The 16,357-nt window shown below is 69.7% G+C and carries 13 protein-coding genes; 8 read left to right on the top strand and 5 right to left on the bottom strand.

From position 1 onward, the window contains the following. From ABTZ43_RS14355 to ligD, 4 genes are all read left to right on the top strand, one after another. Window positions 1-2,008, top strand: a 2,008-nt coding sequence (locus tag ABTZ43_RS14355) for a lamin tail domain-containing protein (RefSeq protein ID WP_350539313.1), incomplete at its 5' end; no start/stop codon positions are given. Between the two features lie 105 nt (window positions 2,009-2,113). Continuing rightward, the gene (locus ABTZ43_RS14350) at window positions 2,114-4,573 is read left to right on the top strand and encodes an ATP-dependent helicase (protein WP_056412138.1); all 2,460 of its coding nucleotides are present in this window, start codon (window positions 2,114-2,116) and stop codon (window positions 4,571-4,573) included. 26 nt (window positions 4,574-4,599) lie between these two features. Next, window positions 4,600-5,769: an SseB family protein gene (locus ABTZ43_RS14345; RefSeq protein WP_350539312.1), complete on the top strand. Its 1,170-nt coding sequence runs from the start codon at window positions 4,600-4,602 to the stop codon at window positions 5,767-5,769. A gap of 40 nt (window positions 5,770-5,809) precedes the next feature. Continuing rightward, window positions 5,810-6,862 (top strand): non-homologous end-joining DNA ligase, encoded by a 1,053-nt coding sequence (gene ligD, locus ABTZ43_RS14340; RefSeq protein ID WP_350539311.1) that lies wholly within the window; start codon window positions 5,810-5,812, stop codon window positions 6,860-6,862. A 3-nt stretch (window positions 6,863-6,865) separates the two neighbouring features. On the opposite strand, the gene ABTZ43_RS14335 is transcribed toward ligD, so the two are convergent. Further along, the gene (locus tag ABTZ43_RS14335; protein ID WP_350539310.1) at window positions 6,866-7,909 is read right to left on the bottom strand and encodes an ATP-dependent DNA ligase; all 1,044 of its coding nucleotides are present in this window, start codon (window positions 7,907-7,909) and stop codon (window positions 6,866-6,868) included. A gap of 45 nt (window positions 7,910-7,954) precedes the next feature. Further along, window positions 7,955-9,406 (bottom strand): phytoene desaturase family protein, encoded by a 1,452-nt coding sequence (locus ABTZ43_RS14330; RefSeq protein WP_350539309.1) that lies wholly within the window; start codon window positions 9,404-9,406, stop codon window positions 7,955-7,957. A 41-nt stretch (window positions 9,407-9,447) separates the two neighbouring features. Here ABTZ43_RS14330 and ABTZ43_RS14325 point away from each other — a divergent pair, with 41 nt between their 5' ends. Continuing rightward, window positions 9,448-9,933, top strand: a complete 486-nt coding sequence (locus tag ABTZ43_RS14325; protein ID WP_314095362.1) for a hypothetical protein — start codon at window positions 9,448-9,450, stop codon at window positions 9,931-9,933. 9 nt (window positions 9,934-9,942) lie between these two features. Here the strand turns inward: ABTZ43_RS14325 and ABTZ43_RS14320 are convergent, their stop codons facing one another. Beyond that, entirely contained in the window at window positions 9,943-10,887 is a 945-nt protein-coding gene (locus ABTZ43_RS14320) for an SDR family oxidoreductase (RefSeq protein WP_350539308.1), read from the bottom strand. A 123-nt stretch (window positions 10,888-11,010) separates the two neighbouring features. On the opposite strand from ABTZ43_RS14320, the gene ABTZ43_RS14315 reads away from it, so the two are divergent. Continuing rightward, entirely contained in the window at window positions 11,011-11,901 is an 891-nt protein-coding gene (locus ABTZ43_RS14315; RefSeq protein ID WP_350539307.1) for a helix-turn-helix transcriptional regulator, read from the top strand. A 22-nt stretch (window positions 11,902-11,923) separates the two neighbouring features. Here ABTZ43_RS14315 and ABTZ43_RS14310 read toward each other — a convergent pair whose 3' ends face one another. Both ABTZ43_RS14310 and ABTZ43_RS14305 read right to left on the bottom strand, forming a co-directional pair. Beyond that, window positions 11,924-13,159: an acyl-CoA dehydrogenase family protein gene (locus ABTZ43_RS14310; protein WP_350539306.1), complete on the bottom strand. Its 1,236-nt coding sequence runs from the start codon at window positions 13,157-13,159 to the stop codon at window positions 11,924-11,926. Window positions 13,160-13,255: 96 nt separating this feature from the next. Then, on the bottom strand, window positions 13,256-13,918 hold the full coding sequence (locus ABTZ43_RS14305; protein WP_056412114.1) for a TetR/AcrR family transcriptional regulator: 663 nt from the start codon (window positions 13,916-13,918) through the stop codon (window positions 13,256-13,258). A gap of 153 nt (window positions 13,919-14,071) precedes the next feature. Here ABTZ43_RS14305 and sucC point away from each other — a divergent pair, with 153 nt between their 5' ends. Together sucC and sucD are read left to right on the top strand one after the other, a co-directional pair. Next, a complete protein-coding gene (gene sucC, locus ABTZ43_RS14300; protein ID WP_045252498.1) occupies window positions 14,072-15,238 on the top strand; it encodes an ADP-forming succinate--CoA ligase subunit beta in 1,167 nt (388 codons plus the stop codon). 40 nt (window positions 15,239-15,278) lie between these two features. Continuing rightward, the gene (sucD, locus tag ABTZ43_RS14295; RefSeq protein ID WP_045252499.1) at window positions 15,279-16,181 is read left to right on the top strand and encodes a succinate--CoA ligase subunit alpha; all 903 of its coding nucleotides are present in this window, start codon (window positions 15,279-15,281) and stop codon (window positions 16,179-16,181) included. The last annotated feature ends 176 nt before the right edge of the window (window positions 16,182-16,357 follow it).

The following is a 16,357-nucleotide window of genomic DNA, read 5'->3' as shown; positions in this document are numbered from 1 at the left end:
TGACGTCGCCGCTGCGACGCTCGCACGCTGTCCCGACGGTGAGGGGGCCTTCGTGCTCGCCCACTCGACTCCGGGGGCTCCGAACTCGTGCGTGATGCCCGACGTCGTCATCAACGAGATCGAGTCCAACGGAGATGCGACCGACTGGGTCGAGGTCGTCAACACCGGCAGCACCCCGGTGGATCTCTCCGGCTGGACCGTGATGGACGGCGATCCGGTCGGCCATGCGGTGGAGGCGACTCCGCTGCCGGCTGACACGATCATCGAGCCCGGCGCCTACTTCGTGTTCGACCAGCCGACGGACTTCGTGTTCGGTCTGGGCAACGGCGACACCGTCACTCTGCGCGACGCGAGCCTCGGCGTCGTCGACGAGCACGTGTACGTCGAACACGCCGCAGGCGTGCTCGCCCGCTGCGCCGACGGCAGTGGAGACTTCGTCGACATCGCCGTCTCGACCAAGGGTGCGCGCAACGCCTGTGGCAACCCCGTGCGCATCAACGAGGTCGAGTCCGACGGCGGATCACCCGACGACTGGGTCGAGCTCGTCAACCCGACCGCATCCGCTCTCGATGTGTCGGGGGTCGTCGTGAAGGACGACGACGACACCCACTCCTACGCGATCCCGGCAGGTACGACGATCTCGGCCGGTGCGTATCTCGTGATCGAGCGCGCCGCTCTCGGTTTCGGACTGGGCGACGGAGACGCGGTGCGTGTCTTCGACGGTGACCTGCTCGTCGATTCGACGACGTGGGGTGCGGAGCACGCGACCACCACGTGGGGGCGCTGCCCCGACATCATCGGAGCGTTCGCCGCGACCGCGGAGAGCACGAAGGGTCTCGCGAACGTCTGCGCCGGAGAGATCGCGGTCTCGACCTGGCCCGGGTCGGCCGAGGTGCGCGTGCTCGACACCGCGCCGACGTTCCTCGAGGACAGTTCGGGCCTGGACGTGCAGGAGACGATGGACGGCGCGTTCCTCTGGGCCGTCGACAACGGCGACGGACGCATCTGGAAGCTGGAGGCCCACGCCGACGGCTCGTTCTCGCAGCTCGTGGGCTGGGAATCCGGCAAGCGGGTGCGGTTCCAGAAGGATGCCGCCGACCCGGACGCCGCGGGTCCTGACACAGAGGGCATCACGGTCGACAGCGACGGATACGTCTACGTCGCCTCCGAGCGCGACAACAGCACCAAGGGAGCGAACGAGAACACCGTGCTCAAGGTGGACCCGGAGGCCTCCTCGGGCGATCTCGTCGCCCAGCAGGAGTGGGACCTCACAGCTCTGCTGCCCGCCGTCGGTGCGAACCTCGGCATGGAGGCCGTGCAGTGGGTTCCGGACACCGCCCTGCACGGCACGCTCTTCGACGTCAACACGGGCGCGGCCTATGACTCGACCGACTACGCCGGTCACGGTGATGGCCTGTTCTTCGTCGCCGTCGAGGACAACGGTCATGTGTACGCCTTCGCGCTCGCTGCCGACGGCACCGCGACGCTGGTCTCGGAGATCGCACCCGGGCTCGCTGGAGTCATGGCTCTCGACTACGACAGCGTGCTCGACGTGCTGTGGGCGGTGTGCGACGACGGCTGCCACGGTCAGTCGGCGCAGATCACGTTGAACGGCACCGCGCAGCCCGGTGTGGCGCACTTCGCGCGCCCTGCCAGCATGCCTGACATCAACAACGAGGGCTTCGCGACCGCGCCCGCCTCGCTGTCGGTCGACGGACAGCGCCCCGTGTGGTGGTTCGCCGACGGCTTCGCCTCGGAGGCGCTGCGGGTGGGGACCCTGCCCGGCGCGACGAGCGAGAACCCCGGGGAGAACCCCGGCGAAGACCCCGGCGGGAACCCGGGCAGCCAGACGCCGCCTCTGCCCGACACCGCTGTCACCGACGAGAACCGCGACAGCGGCGCGCTCGCGGTCACCGGAGCCGAGCTGCCGGTGGCGTCGGTGCTGCTGGCGCTGACGCTGGTGGTCGCCGGCATGATCGCGGTCGGTCGTCGGCGCCGCACCGGCTGAGCCAACGGATCGAGGACGGAGGGTGTGCGGAGTCGCTCCGCGTACCCTCCGTCGTCGTGCGGTCGGTGCCGCCGTGTCGGTGGCTCAGCCTAGACTCAGAAGGCCATGACCGAAGCCCCTCTCATCGTCCCCGGATCCGTCGGCCCACGCTCCACAGGGGCGCAGGGGCAAGACGATCTGCTCGCCGGCCTCAACCCTCAGCAGCTCGAGGCTGTGACCTATCGCGGCCCCGCTCTGCTCATCGTGGCGGGTGCGGGTTCGGGCAAGACCAGCGTGCTCACGCGCCGCATCGCGTCGCTCCTGAGGTCGCGAGAGGCCTGGCCGAGCCAGATCCTGGCGATCACCTTCACCAACAAGGCCGCCGGCGAGATGCGCGAGCGCGTCGAGGGGATCGTCGGCGAGGCGGCGAAGGGCATGTGGATCTCGACGTTCCATTCCGCGTGCGTCCGCATCCTGCGCCGCGAGGCCCAGCAGTTCGGCTTCACGAAGTCGTTCACCATCTACGACTCCGGTGATTCGCGCGCGCTCATCAAGCGACTCGTCAAAGAGCACGAGGCCGATGCCTACGGGCTCACCCCCGGAGCGGTCCAGTCACGGATCTCGAAGCTCAAGAACGAGCTGTCCGACGCCGACGCCTACGCGCGACAGGCGAACATGTCCGATCCCGCCGAGCGCATCTTCGTCGAGCTGTTCGCCGACTACCAGCGCCAGCTGCAGAAGGCCAACGCGTTCGACTTCGACGATCTGATCGGGCAGACGGTGTACCTGTTCCGCGCCTTCCCGCAGGTCGCCGACACCTACCGCCGTCGATTCCGTCACGTCCTCGTCGACGAGTACCAGGACACCAATCACGCGCAGTACGCGCTGATCCACGAGCTGACGCGACCCGTGACCGGCGAGTCGTCCGACCCGTATGCCTCGAACGGCATGATGATCTTCGAGCCCGACACCGCCCCGGAGCTCGAGGGCGCATCCCTCACCGTCGTCGGTGACTCCGACCAGTCGATCTACGCGTTCCGCGGAGCCGACATCCGCAACATCAGCGAGTTCGAGCGCGACTTCCCCGGCGCGCGCGTCGTGCTGCTCGAGCAGAACTACCGCTCGACGCAGAACATCCTCTCGGCGGCGAATGCCGTGATCGGCAACAACTTCGACCGCAAGGACAAGAAGCTCTGGAGCGACAAGGGCGACGGTGACGCGATCATCGGCTTCACCGGGTACTCGCAGCACGACGAGGCGCAGTTCGTCGCCGACGAGGTCGAGTCGCTGCGGCGTTCCGGTATGCCCTACTCGGAGATGGCCGTCTTCTACCGCACCAACTCGCAGTCGCGTGCGCTCGAGGAGATCTTCATCCGCTCCGCGGTGCCGTACAAGATCATGGGCGGCACGAAGTTCTACGAGCGTGCCGAGATCAAAGACGCTCTCGCCTATCTCGTCGCGGTGGCGAATCCCGCCGACGAGATGGCTGTGCGGCGCATCCTGAACAAACCGCGTCGCGGCATCGGCGACGTCTCCGAGTCCGCCATCGCGCGTTTCGCCGATGCGCACGAGATCACCTTCCGTCAGGCTCTGTCGGTGCCGGACCAGCTGGGTTTCGGTCCGAAGATCCAGGCGGGGATCGCCCAGCTCGACGCGGTGCTCGCCGAGGCGACCGAGATCATGCTGCCCGCGTCGGGTGAGCTCCCGCCGCCGACCTCGGTGGCCGACGGGCTGAGCGTGTTGCTGTCGAAGAGCGGGTACCTCGACGCGCTCCGCGCCAGTCGCGACCCGCAGGACGAGGCGCGGGTCGAGAACCTCGACGAGTTCGTCGCGGTGGCCCGGGACTTCGCGCGCAACAACCCCGAGGGCACCATCGTCGACTTCCTCACCGAGGTCGCTCTGGTGTCCGACGCCGATGACCTCGACGACGAGTCGGGCTCCGTCTCGCTGATGACGATGCACACCGCGAAGGGGCTCGAGTACGACGCCGTCTTCGTCACCGGAGTCGAAGAAGACCTGATCCCGCACCGCATCTCGGCCGGTGAACCGGGTGGGCCTCAGGAGGAGCGCCGCCTCTTCTACGTGGGCATCACCCGCGCGCGCAAGCGCCTGCACCTGTCGCTGGCGATGACGAGGGCGCAGTTCGGTGAGGTCACGGTCGCCATGCCGAGTCGGTTCCTGCAGGAGATCCCGGCGGGGCTCATCGACTGGCGCCAGTCGCCGGGCGACGTGAACTCGCGCGGAGGAACGCAGTCCCGCGCGCTGAATGCGCGCCGAGCAGGTGGCTTCGGCGGCTCCGGATCCGGGTCGGGCGACCGCTTCGCGGTCAAGCAGCTCCCCGGACGCGACGCGCTGAAGCCGCTGTCGACGGCCATGGACAAGTTCCCGAACCGTGTCACGGCGAAGATGCGCGACAACGGAGATCTCGAGCTCACCGCCGGCGATCGCATCCGCCACTCCGACTTCGGCGAGGGGCGCGTCGACGCCGTGACCGGCGAAGGGGCCAAGCGCATCGCGCACGTGCGCTTCGACTCCGCCGGTCAGAAGAAGCTCCTCATCAAGGTCGCACCGATCGAGAAGATCTGAGGCGACCTGCGGTTAGGCTGGCTGATATGGCCCTGTTCTCACGCCGCAAGAAGTCCGCAGACGACGTCGTCGCCGACCAGAGCGAGACCCAGCCCGACACCGAGGGTGCCGAGGTCGCGCCCGACGCGGACGCCGCCTCCGTCACGGACGCCGCCTCCGCACCGGATGCCGCCCCCGAGCAGGCCGAGGTCGCACCGACCATCGGCATCTCGGTGCAGGCGTTCCGCGGGGTGGGCGCGCAGGCGGGGCCCGAGGTCGCTCTGCCCGACCCCGATGCCACGTCCGCGGCGCCGTCCGCCGCCGCAGGCACCGCGGCGCCGTCGGCTCCTGCGGCAGCACCCGCGCCGGAGCCCGTCCGTCGGCTGCCGCTGGCCCCCGCGCTGCCGCCGGAGCAGACCGAGACGGTCGCCGGCATGAAAGACAACGTCCTGCTGCGCGAGTCGCTCAAGGAGATCGAGCAGGGTGCGACGAACGAGCAGCTCCTCGGCGTGCTCCGCCAGGCGCTGCAGGGGCACCTCTACATCCGCGTGAACGGCGACGCCCGGGCCCAGATCAGCGAGGGCAAGCCGCTCGCGGTGGCGGTCGTGCGCGACGGCGAACGCCAGTTCATGCTCGGGTTCAGTTCCGCCGCCGCCGTGCGTGACTCCGTGCAGCTCGAGAAGGACCCGGCGGCGACCTCTGCTGTCGCTCAGCCGGTGACCTCGGTGCTGCAGCAGGTCGTCTCGGGTGACTTCGCCGGTCTGATCGTCGACAACGCGTCGACGCCGCACCGGGTGGTGTTCCCCACCGAACTTCTGCAGAAGGCTCTCGAGCAGGCCGATGTCGACATGACGGTCAAGTCCCTCATCGCCGCACCTCGCGAGCAGGACTCGGAGGCGAAGGTGGGCGAGGCGCTCGCCAAGACGCGCATGTGGGTGGCCGTGAACGAAGGCGGCACCGGCGGGCAGGTCGGGATCGCCGAAGCGCAGACGCCCGACGGCCGACGGTTCCTGCAGCTCTTCTCGCACCCTCTGGAGGTGCTCGCGCTGGGCCGAGGCGATCGACCGCTGCCGTTCGAGCCCTCGCAGCTCGCCTCGCTGCTCTCGAATCACCTCGACATGGCCGGCGTCATCATCGACCCCGCGGGTCCGAGCATCGTCGTCGAGCGCGACGCGCTCACCTCGGTGATGATCCTGTCGGTCGACGTGGGGGAGTGACCTGCTTCCGCCCGTCGCGCCGGCGCTCTAGGGTCGGAACATGGCCTCAGAACGCATCCCCCTGACCGTCGCGGATCCGGATGCCGAGCGCGAGGTCGTGCTGTCCAGCCCGAATCGGGTGATCTGGCCCGACGCGGGGATCACGAAGGCCGAGCTCGTCGAGTACCTGCAGATCGTCAGCGGGCCGTTCCTCGAGGCGAACGGCAACCGGCCCGTCTCGCTCGAGCGGTTCCGTGACGGGATCGGCAGCGACGGCTTCTTCTCGAAGAACCCGCCCCAGGGCACGCCCGAGTACGTCGATGCGGTGACCGTGACGTACAACAGCGGCAGACGGCATCCGCAGATCGTGCTGAACCGGCCGAGCGCGATCGTCTGGGCCGCGCAGATGAACACGATCGTCTTCCATCCGTGGGCCTCGCTCGCCACCGATCCCGACAACCCCGTCGAGCTGAGGATCGACCTCGACCCGCAGCCCGGCACCGACTTCTCCGATGCGATCGTGGCCGCGCACGCTCTGCGCGAGGTGCTGGGCGAGGCAGGACTCGTGGCGTTCGTGAAGACGAGCGGCAACCGCGGTCTGCACGTGTTCGCCCCCATCGAGCCGTCGCATGAGTTCCTCGAGGTCAGGCACGCCGTCATCGCCGCCGGTCGGGAGCTGGAGCGTCGCATGCCCGACCGGGTCACCATGAACTGGTGGAAGGAAGAGCGCGGCGAGCGGATCTTCATCGACTTCAACCAGGCCAATCGCGACCGCACGATGGCCGGGGCGTACAGCCCGCGGGCGCTGCCGGGGGCCACCGTGTCGATGCCGGTGCATTGGGACGAGCTCGACGGTCTCGACCCCGCGCGGTTCACTGTGCGCAGCGTCCCGTCGCGGCTCGAGGAGGTCGGCGACGCCTGGGCGCGGATGCAGCAGAAGCCGGGTCGCATCGACACGCTGCTCGAATGGTGGCAGCGCGACACCGAGGCCGGGCTGGGGGAGCTGTCGTTCCCGCCGGAGTTCCCCAAGATGCCCGGGGAGCCACCGCGCGTGCAGCCCAGCAAGAAGGTCGCCGCGCACTGGGACGAGAACGGCGACGCCGTCGAGGAGTGAGCGTCAGCCGAGGACGTCGGCGAGGTCATAGCCGGCGACGGTGTCGAGCTGGTCGTAGGTGCACGAGCGCGCGTCGCGGTCGGGTCGCCAGCGGGCGAACTGCACGGTGTGCCGGAAGCGCGATCCCTCGAGCTGGTCGTAGCGCACCTCGAGCACGCGCTCGGGTCGCAGTCGCACGAACGAGACGTCCTTCGAGCCGCTGAACCGCGAGCGTTCGCCCTCGTCCGTCACCGCAGCACCCGCGTCGTCGCGTTCGACGAGCGGGGCGAGCTCGTCGACGAGCTCCCTGCGGCGCGCGTCGCTCCAGGCGGCGACGCCGCCCACCTGCCGCAGCGTTCCGCCGGAGTCGAAGAGCCCGACGAGCAGCGAGCCGACGCCGGAGCCCGACTTGTGGATGCGGTAGCCGAGGGCGACGACGTCGGCGGTGCGCGCGTGCTTGACCTTGATCAGAGTCCGCGTGCCCGCGGCGTAGGGCTGGTCCAGGGGCTTGGCTACCACACCGTCGAGGCCCGCGCCCTCGAACTCCTGCAGCCAGCGCGCGGCGGTGTCGCGGTCGCGTGTCGTCCGCGTGATGTGCAGCGGATGCGCGACCTCGGACATCAGGACCTCCAGCCGGGCGCGACGCTCCTCGAACGGCGTGGTGAGCAGGTCCTCGTCGCCCACGGCGAGCAGATCGAAGGCGATGAACATGGCCGGGGTCCGGGTCGCCAGCGTCGCCACCCGCGACGCCGCAGGGTGGATGCGCTGGCTCAGAGCCTCCCAGTCGAGGCGCTGCTCACCGAGCGGTCCCGTGGCGACGACGATCTCACCGTCGAGCAGACACGGCTGCGGCAGGACCCGCGGAACCGCCTCGACGAGCTCGGGGAAGTACCGGGTGAGCGGCTTCGCTCCGCGGGAGCCGATCTCGACGCTGTCGCCGTCCCAGGCGAGCAGGCCGCGGAACCCGTCCCATTTCGGCTCGAACAGCAGACCGCCGGCGGACGTCGCGGGGTCGGGCACCGTCGGCGCCGCCTTCGCCAGCATCGGGGAGGGGATCACGTAGCGCATGGGTCCATCCTGGCGAACGACGTGCCGCGGCAGAAGGGCCTCGGCTCAGCCGAACAGGTCGTCGAGCGTCACGCGCGTGCCGGCGTCTCGCAGCGCGGTGTGTGCGGCGTGCCAGCCGGCCATGCCGTTGACGCCCGGGCCCGGCGGGGTGGAGGCCGAAGCGAGGTAGACGCCCCGCATCGGGGTGCGCCAGGGGGCGGTGCTGAGGATCGGACGCCGGATCGCCTGCGGGATCGTGAACGCGCCGCCGAGGATGTCGCCGCCGATCTCCGACGGGTTGATCGCCTCCCGCGAGGAGGCGGGCACCGAGTGGTGCGCGAGGATCAGGTCGCGGAAGCCGGGCGCGAACCTTTCCATCTGTCGTGTGATGAGTTCGGTGGCGTCGAGATCGGAGCCGTGCGGCACATGGATGTACGCCCACAGCACGGCCTTCCCCTCGGGCGCGCGGGTGGGATCGAAGATCGAGGGCTGCACGGTGAGGGCGTAGGGGCGTTCGCTGACGCGCCCGCGGGCGACCTCGTTCTCGCTCCGCCACACCTCTGCCCTGGTGCCGCCGATGTGGACGGTCGGTGCGAGGGCGACCTCGGGGTGGGCCCAGGGGATCGGGCCGTCGAGGGCGAAGTCCACTTTCGCGGCGCCCGGTCCGTAGCGGAAGCCGCGGATCGAGCGCGCGTAGCGGGCGGGGACGTCGGGGTGGGTGAGGGCGAGCCGGGGCGAGGTGTTCAGCATCAGCAGGTCGCCGCGCGACGGGTCGCCCCAGTCGAGTGCATCCAGATCCGTGATGTTGTGCCCGGACTCGACGGACCCGCCGTGCGCCTCGAGATCGGCGACGAGGGCATCCGCGATCTGCTGCGACCCGCCGCGTGGGTACACCCAGCCGCCGGCATGGGCCTCGGCGGCGAGCAGCAGGCCCGCTGCCGCACCGGCGAGAGTGGGGAGCGGTGTCGGAGGATGCGCCAGGACGCCGGCGATCAGCGCGGCGGCCTCATCCGTGCGGAACGTGCGCGCGGCCAGCGCGGTGCCCTGGTCGAGCATCCGCAGTGCGAAGCGCAGAGCGGTCAGCGGGTGACGGGGGATCCGCAGCATCTGATTCCCGGTGAAGTCAGCGACGCCCTCGACGTGGGTGCTGAGCGGTCGCAGGAGGGCCAGCCACGCGCGCTCGTCGACGCCGAGCCCAGACGCTGTGCGCTCGATGTCGCGCCATGCGATGCCCGCCCTGCCGCCGTCGAGAGGATGCGCGTACGAGACGTCCGGATGGATCCACTCGATGCGGTCGGACAGACCGAATGCCTGGAAGAACGGGGAGGCGACGGCGGAGGGGTGCACCGCCGCGCACACGTCGTGTCGGAAGCCGGGGAGCGTCGACTCGAGGGTGCGGAGACCACCGCCGATCGTGTCGGAGGCCTCGTGGATCCGGACCTCGTATCCCGCGCGGGCGAGGGTCACGGCCGCCGCGAGGCCGTTCGGTCCGGAGCCGATGATCGTCGCGCGTGCCATACCGCCAGTCTTCCACGTCCGGACGTGAGATCCTTGGAGAGATGAATGAAGTCCAGGGGCCTACCCCCACCGGAAACTCCCGCCCATACCGCACCCTCGCCGAAGCGCTCCGCGCACACCGGATCGCAGTGGAGAACCACGAGTTCATCACCGCCATCGCCGACGCCGTCGGCATCTCGTCGTACATCGACCGAGGGCGCTACATCGAGGCGGTCCGCCGAGGTGAGGGCGCCAGCCTGCACATCGGCAAGACCTACACCAACGGCTTCACCGAGGACGAGGTCGTCGTCGTCGGTTCGACGCCGCTGCGTCTGCGGGCGAGCGAGGGACGTGCACCCTACTTCTACGTGACGCACCCGAGCGAGTTCCGTCCGATCGCTCCCGTCAAAGCCAAGCGGTCGACGACTCCTCGTGTCGCGGCGGCCCCGAGCACCCCGCGCACCCCGAAGCCGGCCGAGCGCGACTACGGGGTGTGCGACGTCTGCTTCATGGTGAAGACGCCCGCCGGCGGTTGCGGCTGCGACTGACCCCGGCGCTCACCGCTCCCCGAAGGACACCCCGGTGAGCTCTTCGGAGATGTTCCAGACGCGCGCGGCCGTCGCATCGTCGCGCAGTCGCGAGTAGAGCTTCTGCGCGGCGGGCGCGCCGCCGAGGTGGGCGATGCCCGAGGGTCCGAAGAACTCCCCTCCTCGCACGTCGACGGAGGTCGCGGCGAGGACCGCAGGCAGCGCGGCGCTCTCGGCGGTCCCGAACAGGATCCCGCGCCGCGACAGCGCATCGATGACCCGTCGTGCGGTGGTCTGCGTGGCGCGCCCGAGCTCGGGCTGCGCCGCCAGAAGGTTGGTGGGGGCGACGCCGGGGTGCGACAGCACGCTGGTGATGCCCCATCCGTCCCGGCGACTGCGGCGATCCAGTTCGAGTCCGAACAGGCCGACGGCGATCTTCGACTGGCTGTATGCGCGCATGCTGTCGTACGAGCGCTCCCACTGCAGGTCGTCGTCGTTGAGGGATCCCCGCTCGGCCGCGATGCTGATCTGCGAGACGACGCGGGCCGACCCCGCCCTGAGCAGGGGGAGCAGCCTGCCGACGAGCGCGAAGTGCCCGAGGTGATTCGCCCCGAACTGCAGCTCGAACCCGTCGGCGGTGGTTCGCCGGGTCGGCGGGGTCATCACTCCGGCGTTGTTCACGAGGATGCCGATCGGGGTGCCTTCCCCGGTCAGCGTCTGCCCCAGCGCGGCCACTGAGTCGAGCGATGCGAGATCGAGGTCTCGCAGCGACAGCGACCCCTGCGGCGCCGAGCTCCGGATCCTCTCGATCGCACGCTCGCCCTTCTCGCGGTCGCGGACGGGCATGATCACCTCGGCGCCCGCGGCGGCGAGCCGGGCGGCGATGCCGAGTCCGATCCCGTCGCTCGCTCCGGTGATGACGGCCCTGGTGCCGTGGAGGGCGGGGATGGTGAGGTCGGGGGTTCTGCGTGGCATGGTCTCTCCTGTTCGCCGATGCATCGATGCTCCTCCGCTCCGACGATGTGAACCAGGGATCGTCGATCCGTGGATCGCCGAGATGTCGGCTGGTAGAACTGACAGGACGAGGGGGAGGCGCGCATGACCGTGGACAGACAGGGGCTCGCGGAGTTCCTCCGGGGGCGGCGCGAGGCGCTGCAGCCCGAGGACGTCGGACTGCCGCGGGGGGAGCGGCGCCGCACCAGCGGGCTCCGCCGCGAGGAGGCCGCAGCGCTCAGCCACATGTCCACCGACTACTACGCGCGTCTGGAGCAGGAGCGGGGGCCGCAGCCCTCCGAGCAGATGATCGCGGCGATCACGCAGGGGCTGCACCTCTCGCTCGCCGAACGCGAGCACCTGTTCGCCCTCGCCGGTCACACGCCGCCGGCCAGAGGCACCGAGAGCGACCATGTGAGCCCGGGGATTCTGCGCATCTTCGACCGTCTGCACGACACCCCCGCCGAGGTCGTCACGGAGCTGGGCGAGACGCTGCGGCAGACGCCGCTCGGAGTCGCGCTGGTCGGCGATCTCTCGCGCTTGCGCGGTCCGGAGCGCAGCATCGGCTACCGGTGGTTCACGGATCCGCGCTTCCGCCTGCTCTATGACGAGGAGGATCGGCCCTTCCTCTCCCGCCTGTGGGTGTCGGGTCTGCGCGAGATCGCGGCCCTGCGGGGACCCGCCTCACGCGCCGCGCGCTACGTCGCGCTGCTGCAGGAGCGCAGCGAGGAGTTCCGCATCCTGTGGGAGGCGCACGAGGTCGGACTGCGCCCCCGAGCGGTGAAGCGCTTCCTGCATCCGGAGCTCGGGCCGATCGAACTCGCGTGCCAGACGCTCGTCGACCCGGTGCAGTCTCATTCGCTGCTCGTGTACACCGCCGCACCGGGAAGCGAGAGCGCCGAGAAGCTGCGGCTCCTCGGGGTCATCGGGGCCGAGCGGTTCGGAGCCGAGCGGCTCTCGGCCGCAGAGCCGCTCGCGCCGCCCCCGGAGGGCTGAGGACCGGGCGGTGCCACTCCGCTCAGGCGAAGGCGCTCATCCCGGTGATGTCGCGGCCGAGAAGCAGTGCCTGCACGCTCTCGGTGCCCTCGTACGTGTGGATGGCCTCGATGTCCGCCATGTGCTGCATCACGCCGTTCTCGAGCAGGATGCCGTTGCCGCCGAGGAGGTCACGGGCGATCGACGCCACCCGACGGGCGGCGCGGGTGTTGTGGAACTTCGCCAGTGAGGCTTGCGTGGGGCGCAGTTCCCCTGCGGTCTCGAGGTCGGCGAGGCGGCGGCAGTACAGCTGCATCGCGGTGAGGTCTTCGAGCATGTGGGTCAGCCGCTCCTGCACCATCTGGAACTTCGCGAGAGGCTTGCCGAACTGGATGCGCTCCTTCGAGTAGGCGAGGGCGGCTTCGTAGCACGCGGTCGCATGACCGAGCGCCGACCACGCGACGCCCGAGCGGGTGGCGTAGAGCACGATCGATGCGTCCTTGAAGCTCGTCGTCCCCGGCAGCACGGCGTCCAGCGGCACGCGCACGTCGTCCAGCACGATGTGCGCCTGGTGGATGGCGCGCAGCGAGGCCTTGCCGCGGATCGGGGTCCCCGTGTACCCGGGGGTGTCCTGTTCGACCAGGAAGCACCGGACGGCTCCGTGTTCCGCGGCGGTCTCGTCGTCGACGCGGGCCCAGACGAAGGTGATGCCGCCGGATGCGCCGTTGCCGATCCACTTCTTGGTGCCGCGGATGACCCACTCCTCGCCGTCGCGCCGCGCCACCGTCTCGAGCGAGACGGAGTCCGATCCGTGGTCCGGTTCGGTGAGGGCGAAGGATCCGAACACCGAGCTGTCGGCGAGGGCCGTGAGCCATCTCTGCTGCTGCTCATCCGAGCCGAAGAGCGCGAGGGTGCGCAGCGCGAGCCCGCCCTGCACGGCGAGCACGGTGCCGAGGGACCCGTCCCCGCGGGAGATCTCCATGTTCACGAGGCCTGCGGCGAGAGGGGAGAGTCGGGTGAGCGACGCGTGCTCGATGCCGTCGACGACGAGGTCCATCTCGCCCATGCGGCGGGCGGCCTCCAGCGGATACTCGGCGCGATCCCAGGCATCGGCCATCTGCGGGCCGACCTCGTCGATGTAGGCCTTCGCGCGATCCCAGGCGGATCTGTCGGCCTCGGGGATGTCGGCGAAGACGGCGTAGTAGTCGCTGTCCTGGCGTCCGGTGATGTCGTACGACGAGACGCGCTCGCCGGGGAAGGGAGATGCTGCGGTGCTCATGGAGACTCCTTCGTGGCACCAAGTATCGTACTCCCCGATACTGGGTTCCACGACGCCCGATATGCGGGTGCCCCGCGTCTGTGAAGGGGTCGCGCGTCAGTCGAGCTGCGTGCGCAGCCGGCGGGTGACCTCGGCGACCGGCATCGAGCGCGGGAACACCGCGACGACGAGATCGTCGGCCGCCGCCGCCGCAGAGTCGGCGGGCACGCCGTACCGTCGCCTGACGTCGGCGAGCGCGGTCTGCAGGGTCGACACCGGCACCTTCTTCTTGCCGCGGAGCAGCTGACGCAGCACGTGGTTGTGCACGGCGGTGACGAGCGCCGAGAAGCCCACGGCATCGAGCGGATCGATGCCGGGGAGCGCACTGCGCAGGTAGTCGTCGAACAGTCGCTCGTAGCGGAACACGGTGATGATCTCCCGCTCGCGCAGCACCGGAACCTGGCGCACGATCTGATACCGGCGCCTCGCCATCTCGGGATCGTGCGCGAAGTGCGCGAAGACCGACTCGGATGCCGCGCACACCGCGCCCCACGGATCCTCGTGTCCCTCGGCGAGGAACTCCCGGAGCTTGTCGAGCAGGGCCTCGTGATCCGCGAACACCACGTCCTCCTTGCCGCCGAACTGGCGGAAGAACGTCGATCGGGAGACGCCTGCGGCCTTCGCGATCTGCTCGACCGAGGTCTGGTCGAAGCCCTGTGTCGCGAACAGCTCGAGCGCTGCGGCCACGACGCCGGTGCGCGGTTCTGCGGATTCGTGCATGGGATGAGCCTAGACCTCGACCCCAGCCCGCGCCGTCGCCGCCGTGGAGGGGAGGACGCCGGGAGCGCTCAGGTGCAGGTAGTAGGCTGTGGGACTGGTCGATGTCTCGACATCGAGAGAATTACCAGACAGCAGCCCAGTGAAGGAACCACAGTGGATCTGTACGAGTACCAGGCACGAGACGTTTTCGAGAAGTACGGAGTGCCGGTTCTCGCCGGCATCGTCGCGGACACACCGGAAGAGGTGAGGGCGGCCGCCGAGAAGATCGGTGGAGTGGTCGTCGTCAAGGCTCAGGTGAAGACCGGCGGCCGTGGAAAGGCGGGCGGCGTCAAGGTCGCCAAGACCCCCGATGAGGCCTACGAGGCGGCGAAGGCCATCCTCGGCCTCGACATCAAGGGCCACGTCGTCAAGCGCGTCATGGTCGCGCAGGGCGCACGCATCGCGGAGGAGTTCTACTTCTCCGTGCTGCTCGATCGCGCCAACCGCTCCTACCTGAGCCTGTGCTCGGTCGAGGGCGGCATGGAGATCGAGGAGCTCGCCGTCGAGCGCCCCGAGGCACTCGCACGCGTCGAGGTCAACCCGCTCACGGGCATCGACAAGGAGAAGGCCGTCGAGATCGCCCGTGCGGCGAACTTCCCGGAGGACCTCGTCGAGAAGGTCTCCGACGTGTTCGTGAAGCTCTTCGACGTCTACAAGGGCGAGGACGCGACGCTCGTCGAGGTCAACCCGCTGGTGCGCACCGAAGAGGGCGACATCATCGCGCTCGACGGCAAGGTCACCCTCGACGACAACGCCTCCGAGATCCGTCACCCCGAGCACGAGGCGCTCGAGGACAAGGACGCCGCCGACCCGCTCGAGGCCAAGGCCAAGGCCTCCGGCCTCAACTACGTGAAGCTCGACGGCGAGGTCGGCATCATCGGCAACGGCGCGGGACTCGTCATGTCGACGCTCGACGTGGTCGCCTACGCCGGTGAGAACCACAACGGCGTGAAGCCCGCCAACTTCCTCGACATCGGCGGCGGCGCCTCGGCCGAGGTCATGGCCGCGGGCCTCGACGTCATCCTCGGCGACCCGCAGGTCAAGAGCGTGTTCGTCAACGTCTTCGGCGGGATCACGGCGTGCGACGCCGTGGCGAACGGCATCAAGGGCGCACTCGAGACGCTGGGCGCCACGGCGTCGAAGCCGCTCGTCGTGCGTCTCGACGGCAACCGCGTCGACGAGGGCCGCGCGATCCTCGCCGAGTACGCGCACCCCCTGGTCACCCTGGCCGCCACGATGGACGAGGGCGCCGACAAGGCCGCCGAGCTCGCCAACGCCTGACCCTTCGACAGGCTCAGAGACCGGATTAAAGGAACAGAAAATGTCGATCTACCTCAACAAGGACTCCAAGGTCATCGTCCAGGGCATCACCGGCGGCGAGGGCACCAAGCACACGGCACTCATGCTGAAGGCCGGAACCCAGGTGGTGGGTGGTGTCAACGCCCGCAAGGCCGGCACGACCGTCTCGCACACCGACAAGGACGGCAACGCCGTCGAGCTGCCCGTCTTCGCCTCCGTCGCCGAGGCCATGAAGGAGACCGGCGCCGACGTGTCGATCGCCTTCGTGCCCGGCGCCTTTACCAAGGACGCGATGATCGAGGCCATCGACGCCGAGATCCCGCTGCTCGTCGTCATCACCGAGGGCGTGCCCGTCGGTGACTCGGCCGAGGCCTGGGCGTACGCGCAGAGCAAGGGCAACACGACCCGCATCATCGGACCGAACTGCCCCGGCATCATCACGCCCGGCGAGGCGCTCGTCGGCATCACGCCGGCGAACATCACCGGCAAGGGCCCGATCGGCCTCGTGTCGAAGTCGGGCACTCTGACGTACCAGATGATGTTCGAGCTGCGCGACCTGGGCTTCTCGACCGCCATCGGCATCGGCGGCGACCCGGTCATCGGCACCACGCACATCGACGCGCTCGCCGCGTTCGAGGCCGACCCCGAGACCAAGGCGATCGTGATGATCGGCGAGATCGGCGGAGACGCCGAGGAGCGTGCGGCCGACTACATCAAGGCGCACGTCACCAAGCCCGTCGTCGGCTACGTCGCGGGCTTCACCGCCCCCGAGGGCAAGACCATGGGTCACGCCGGCGCGATCGTCTCCGGTTCCGCCGGTACCGCACAGGCCAAGAAGGAGGCCCTCGAGGCCGCAGGCGTCAAGGTCGGCAAGACGCCGTCCGAGACCGCCGACCTGATGCGCGCGATCGTCGAAGCGCTCTGATCTGAGCTACGCTTGACATGAAGGCCCCGGACTCCACTCCGGGGCCTTCTTGCATGCCCGGGGTGAGCCGCGCACGTGGCGCGGGCTGCGGCCGGGGCTGCGGCCGGGGCCGTGGCCGGGGCCGTGGGCCGGGGCCGTCGCCGTGGGCCGACGGCATCCTCCGCTCACGGACTCTC

Source organism: Microbacterium sp. NPDC097977, assembly GCF_040302605.1.
In the GTDB taxonomy this organism is placed as follows: domain Bacteria; phylum Actinomycetota; class Actinomycetes; order Actinomycetales; family Microbacteriaceae; genus Microbacterium.
This window is presented reverse-complemented; position numbering and strand designations above follow the sequence as displayed.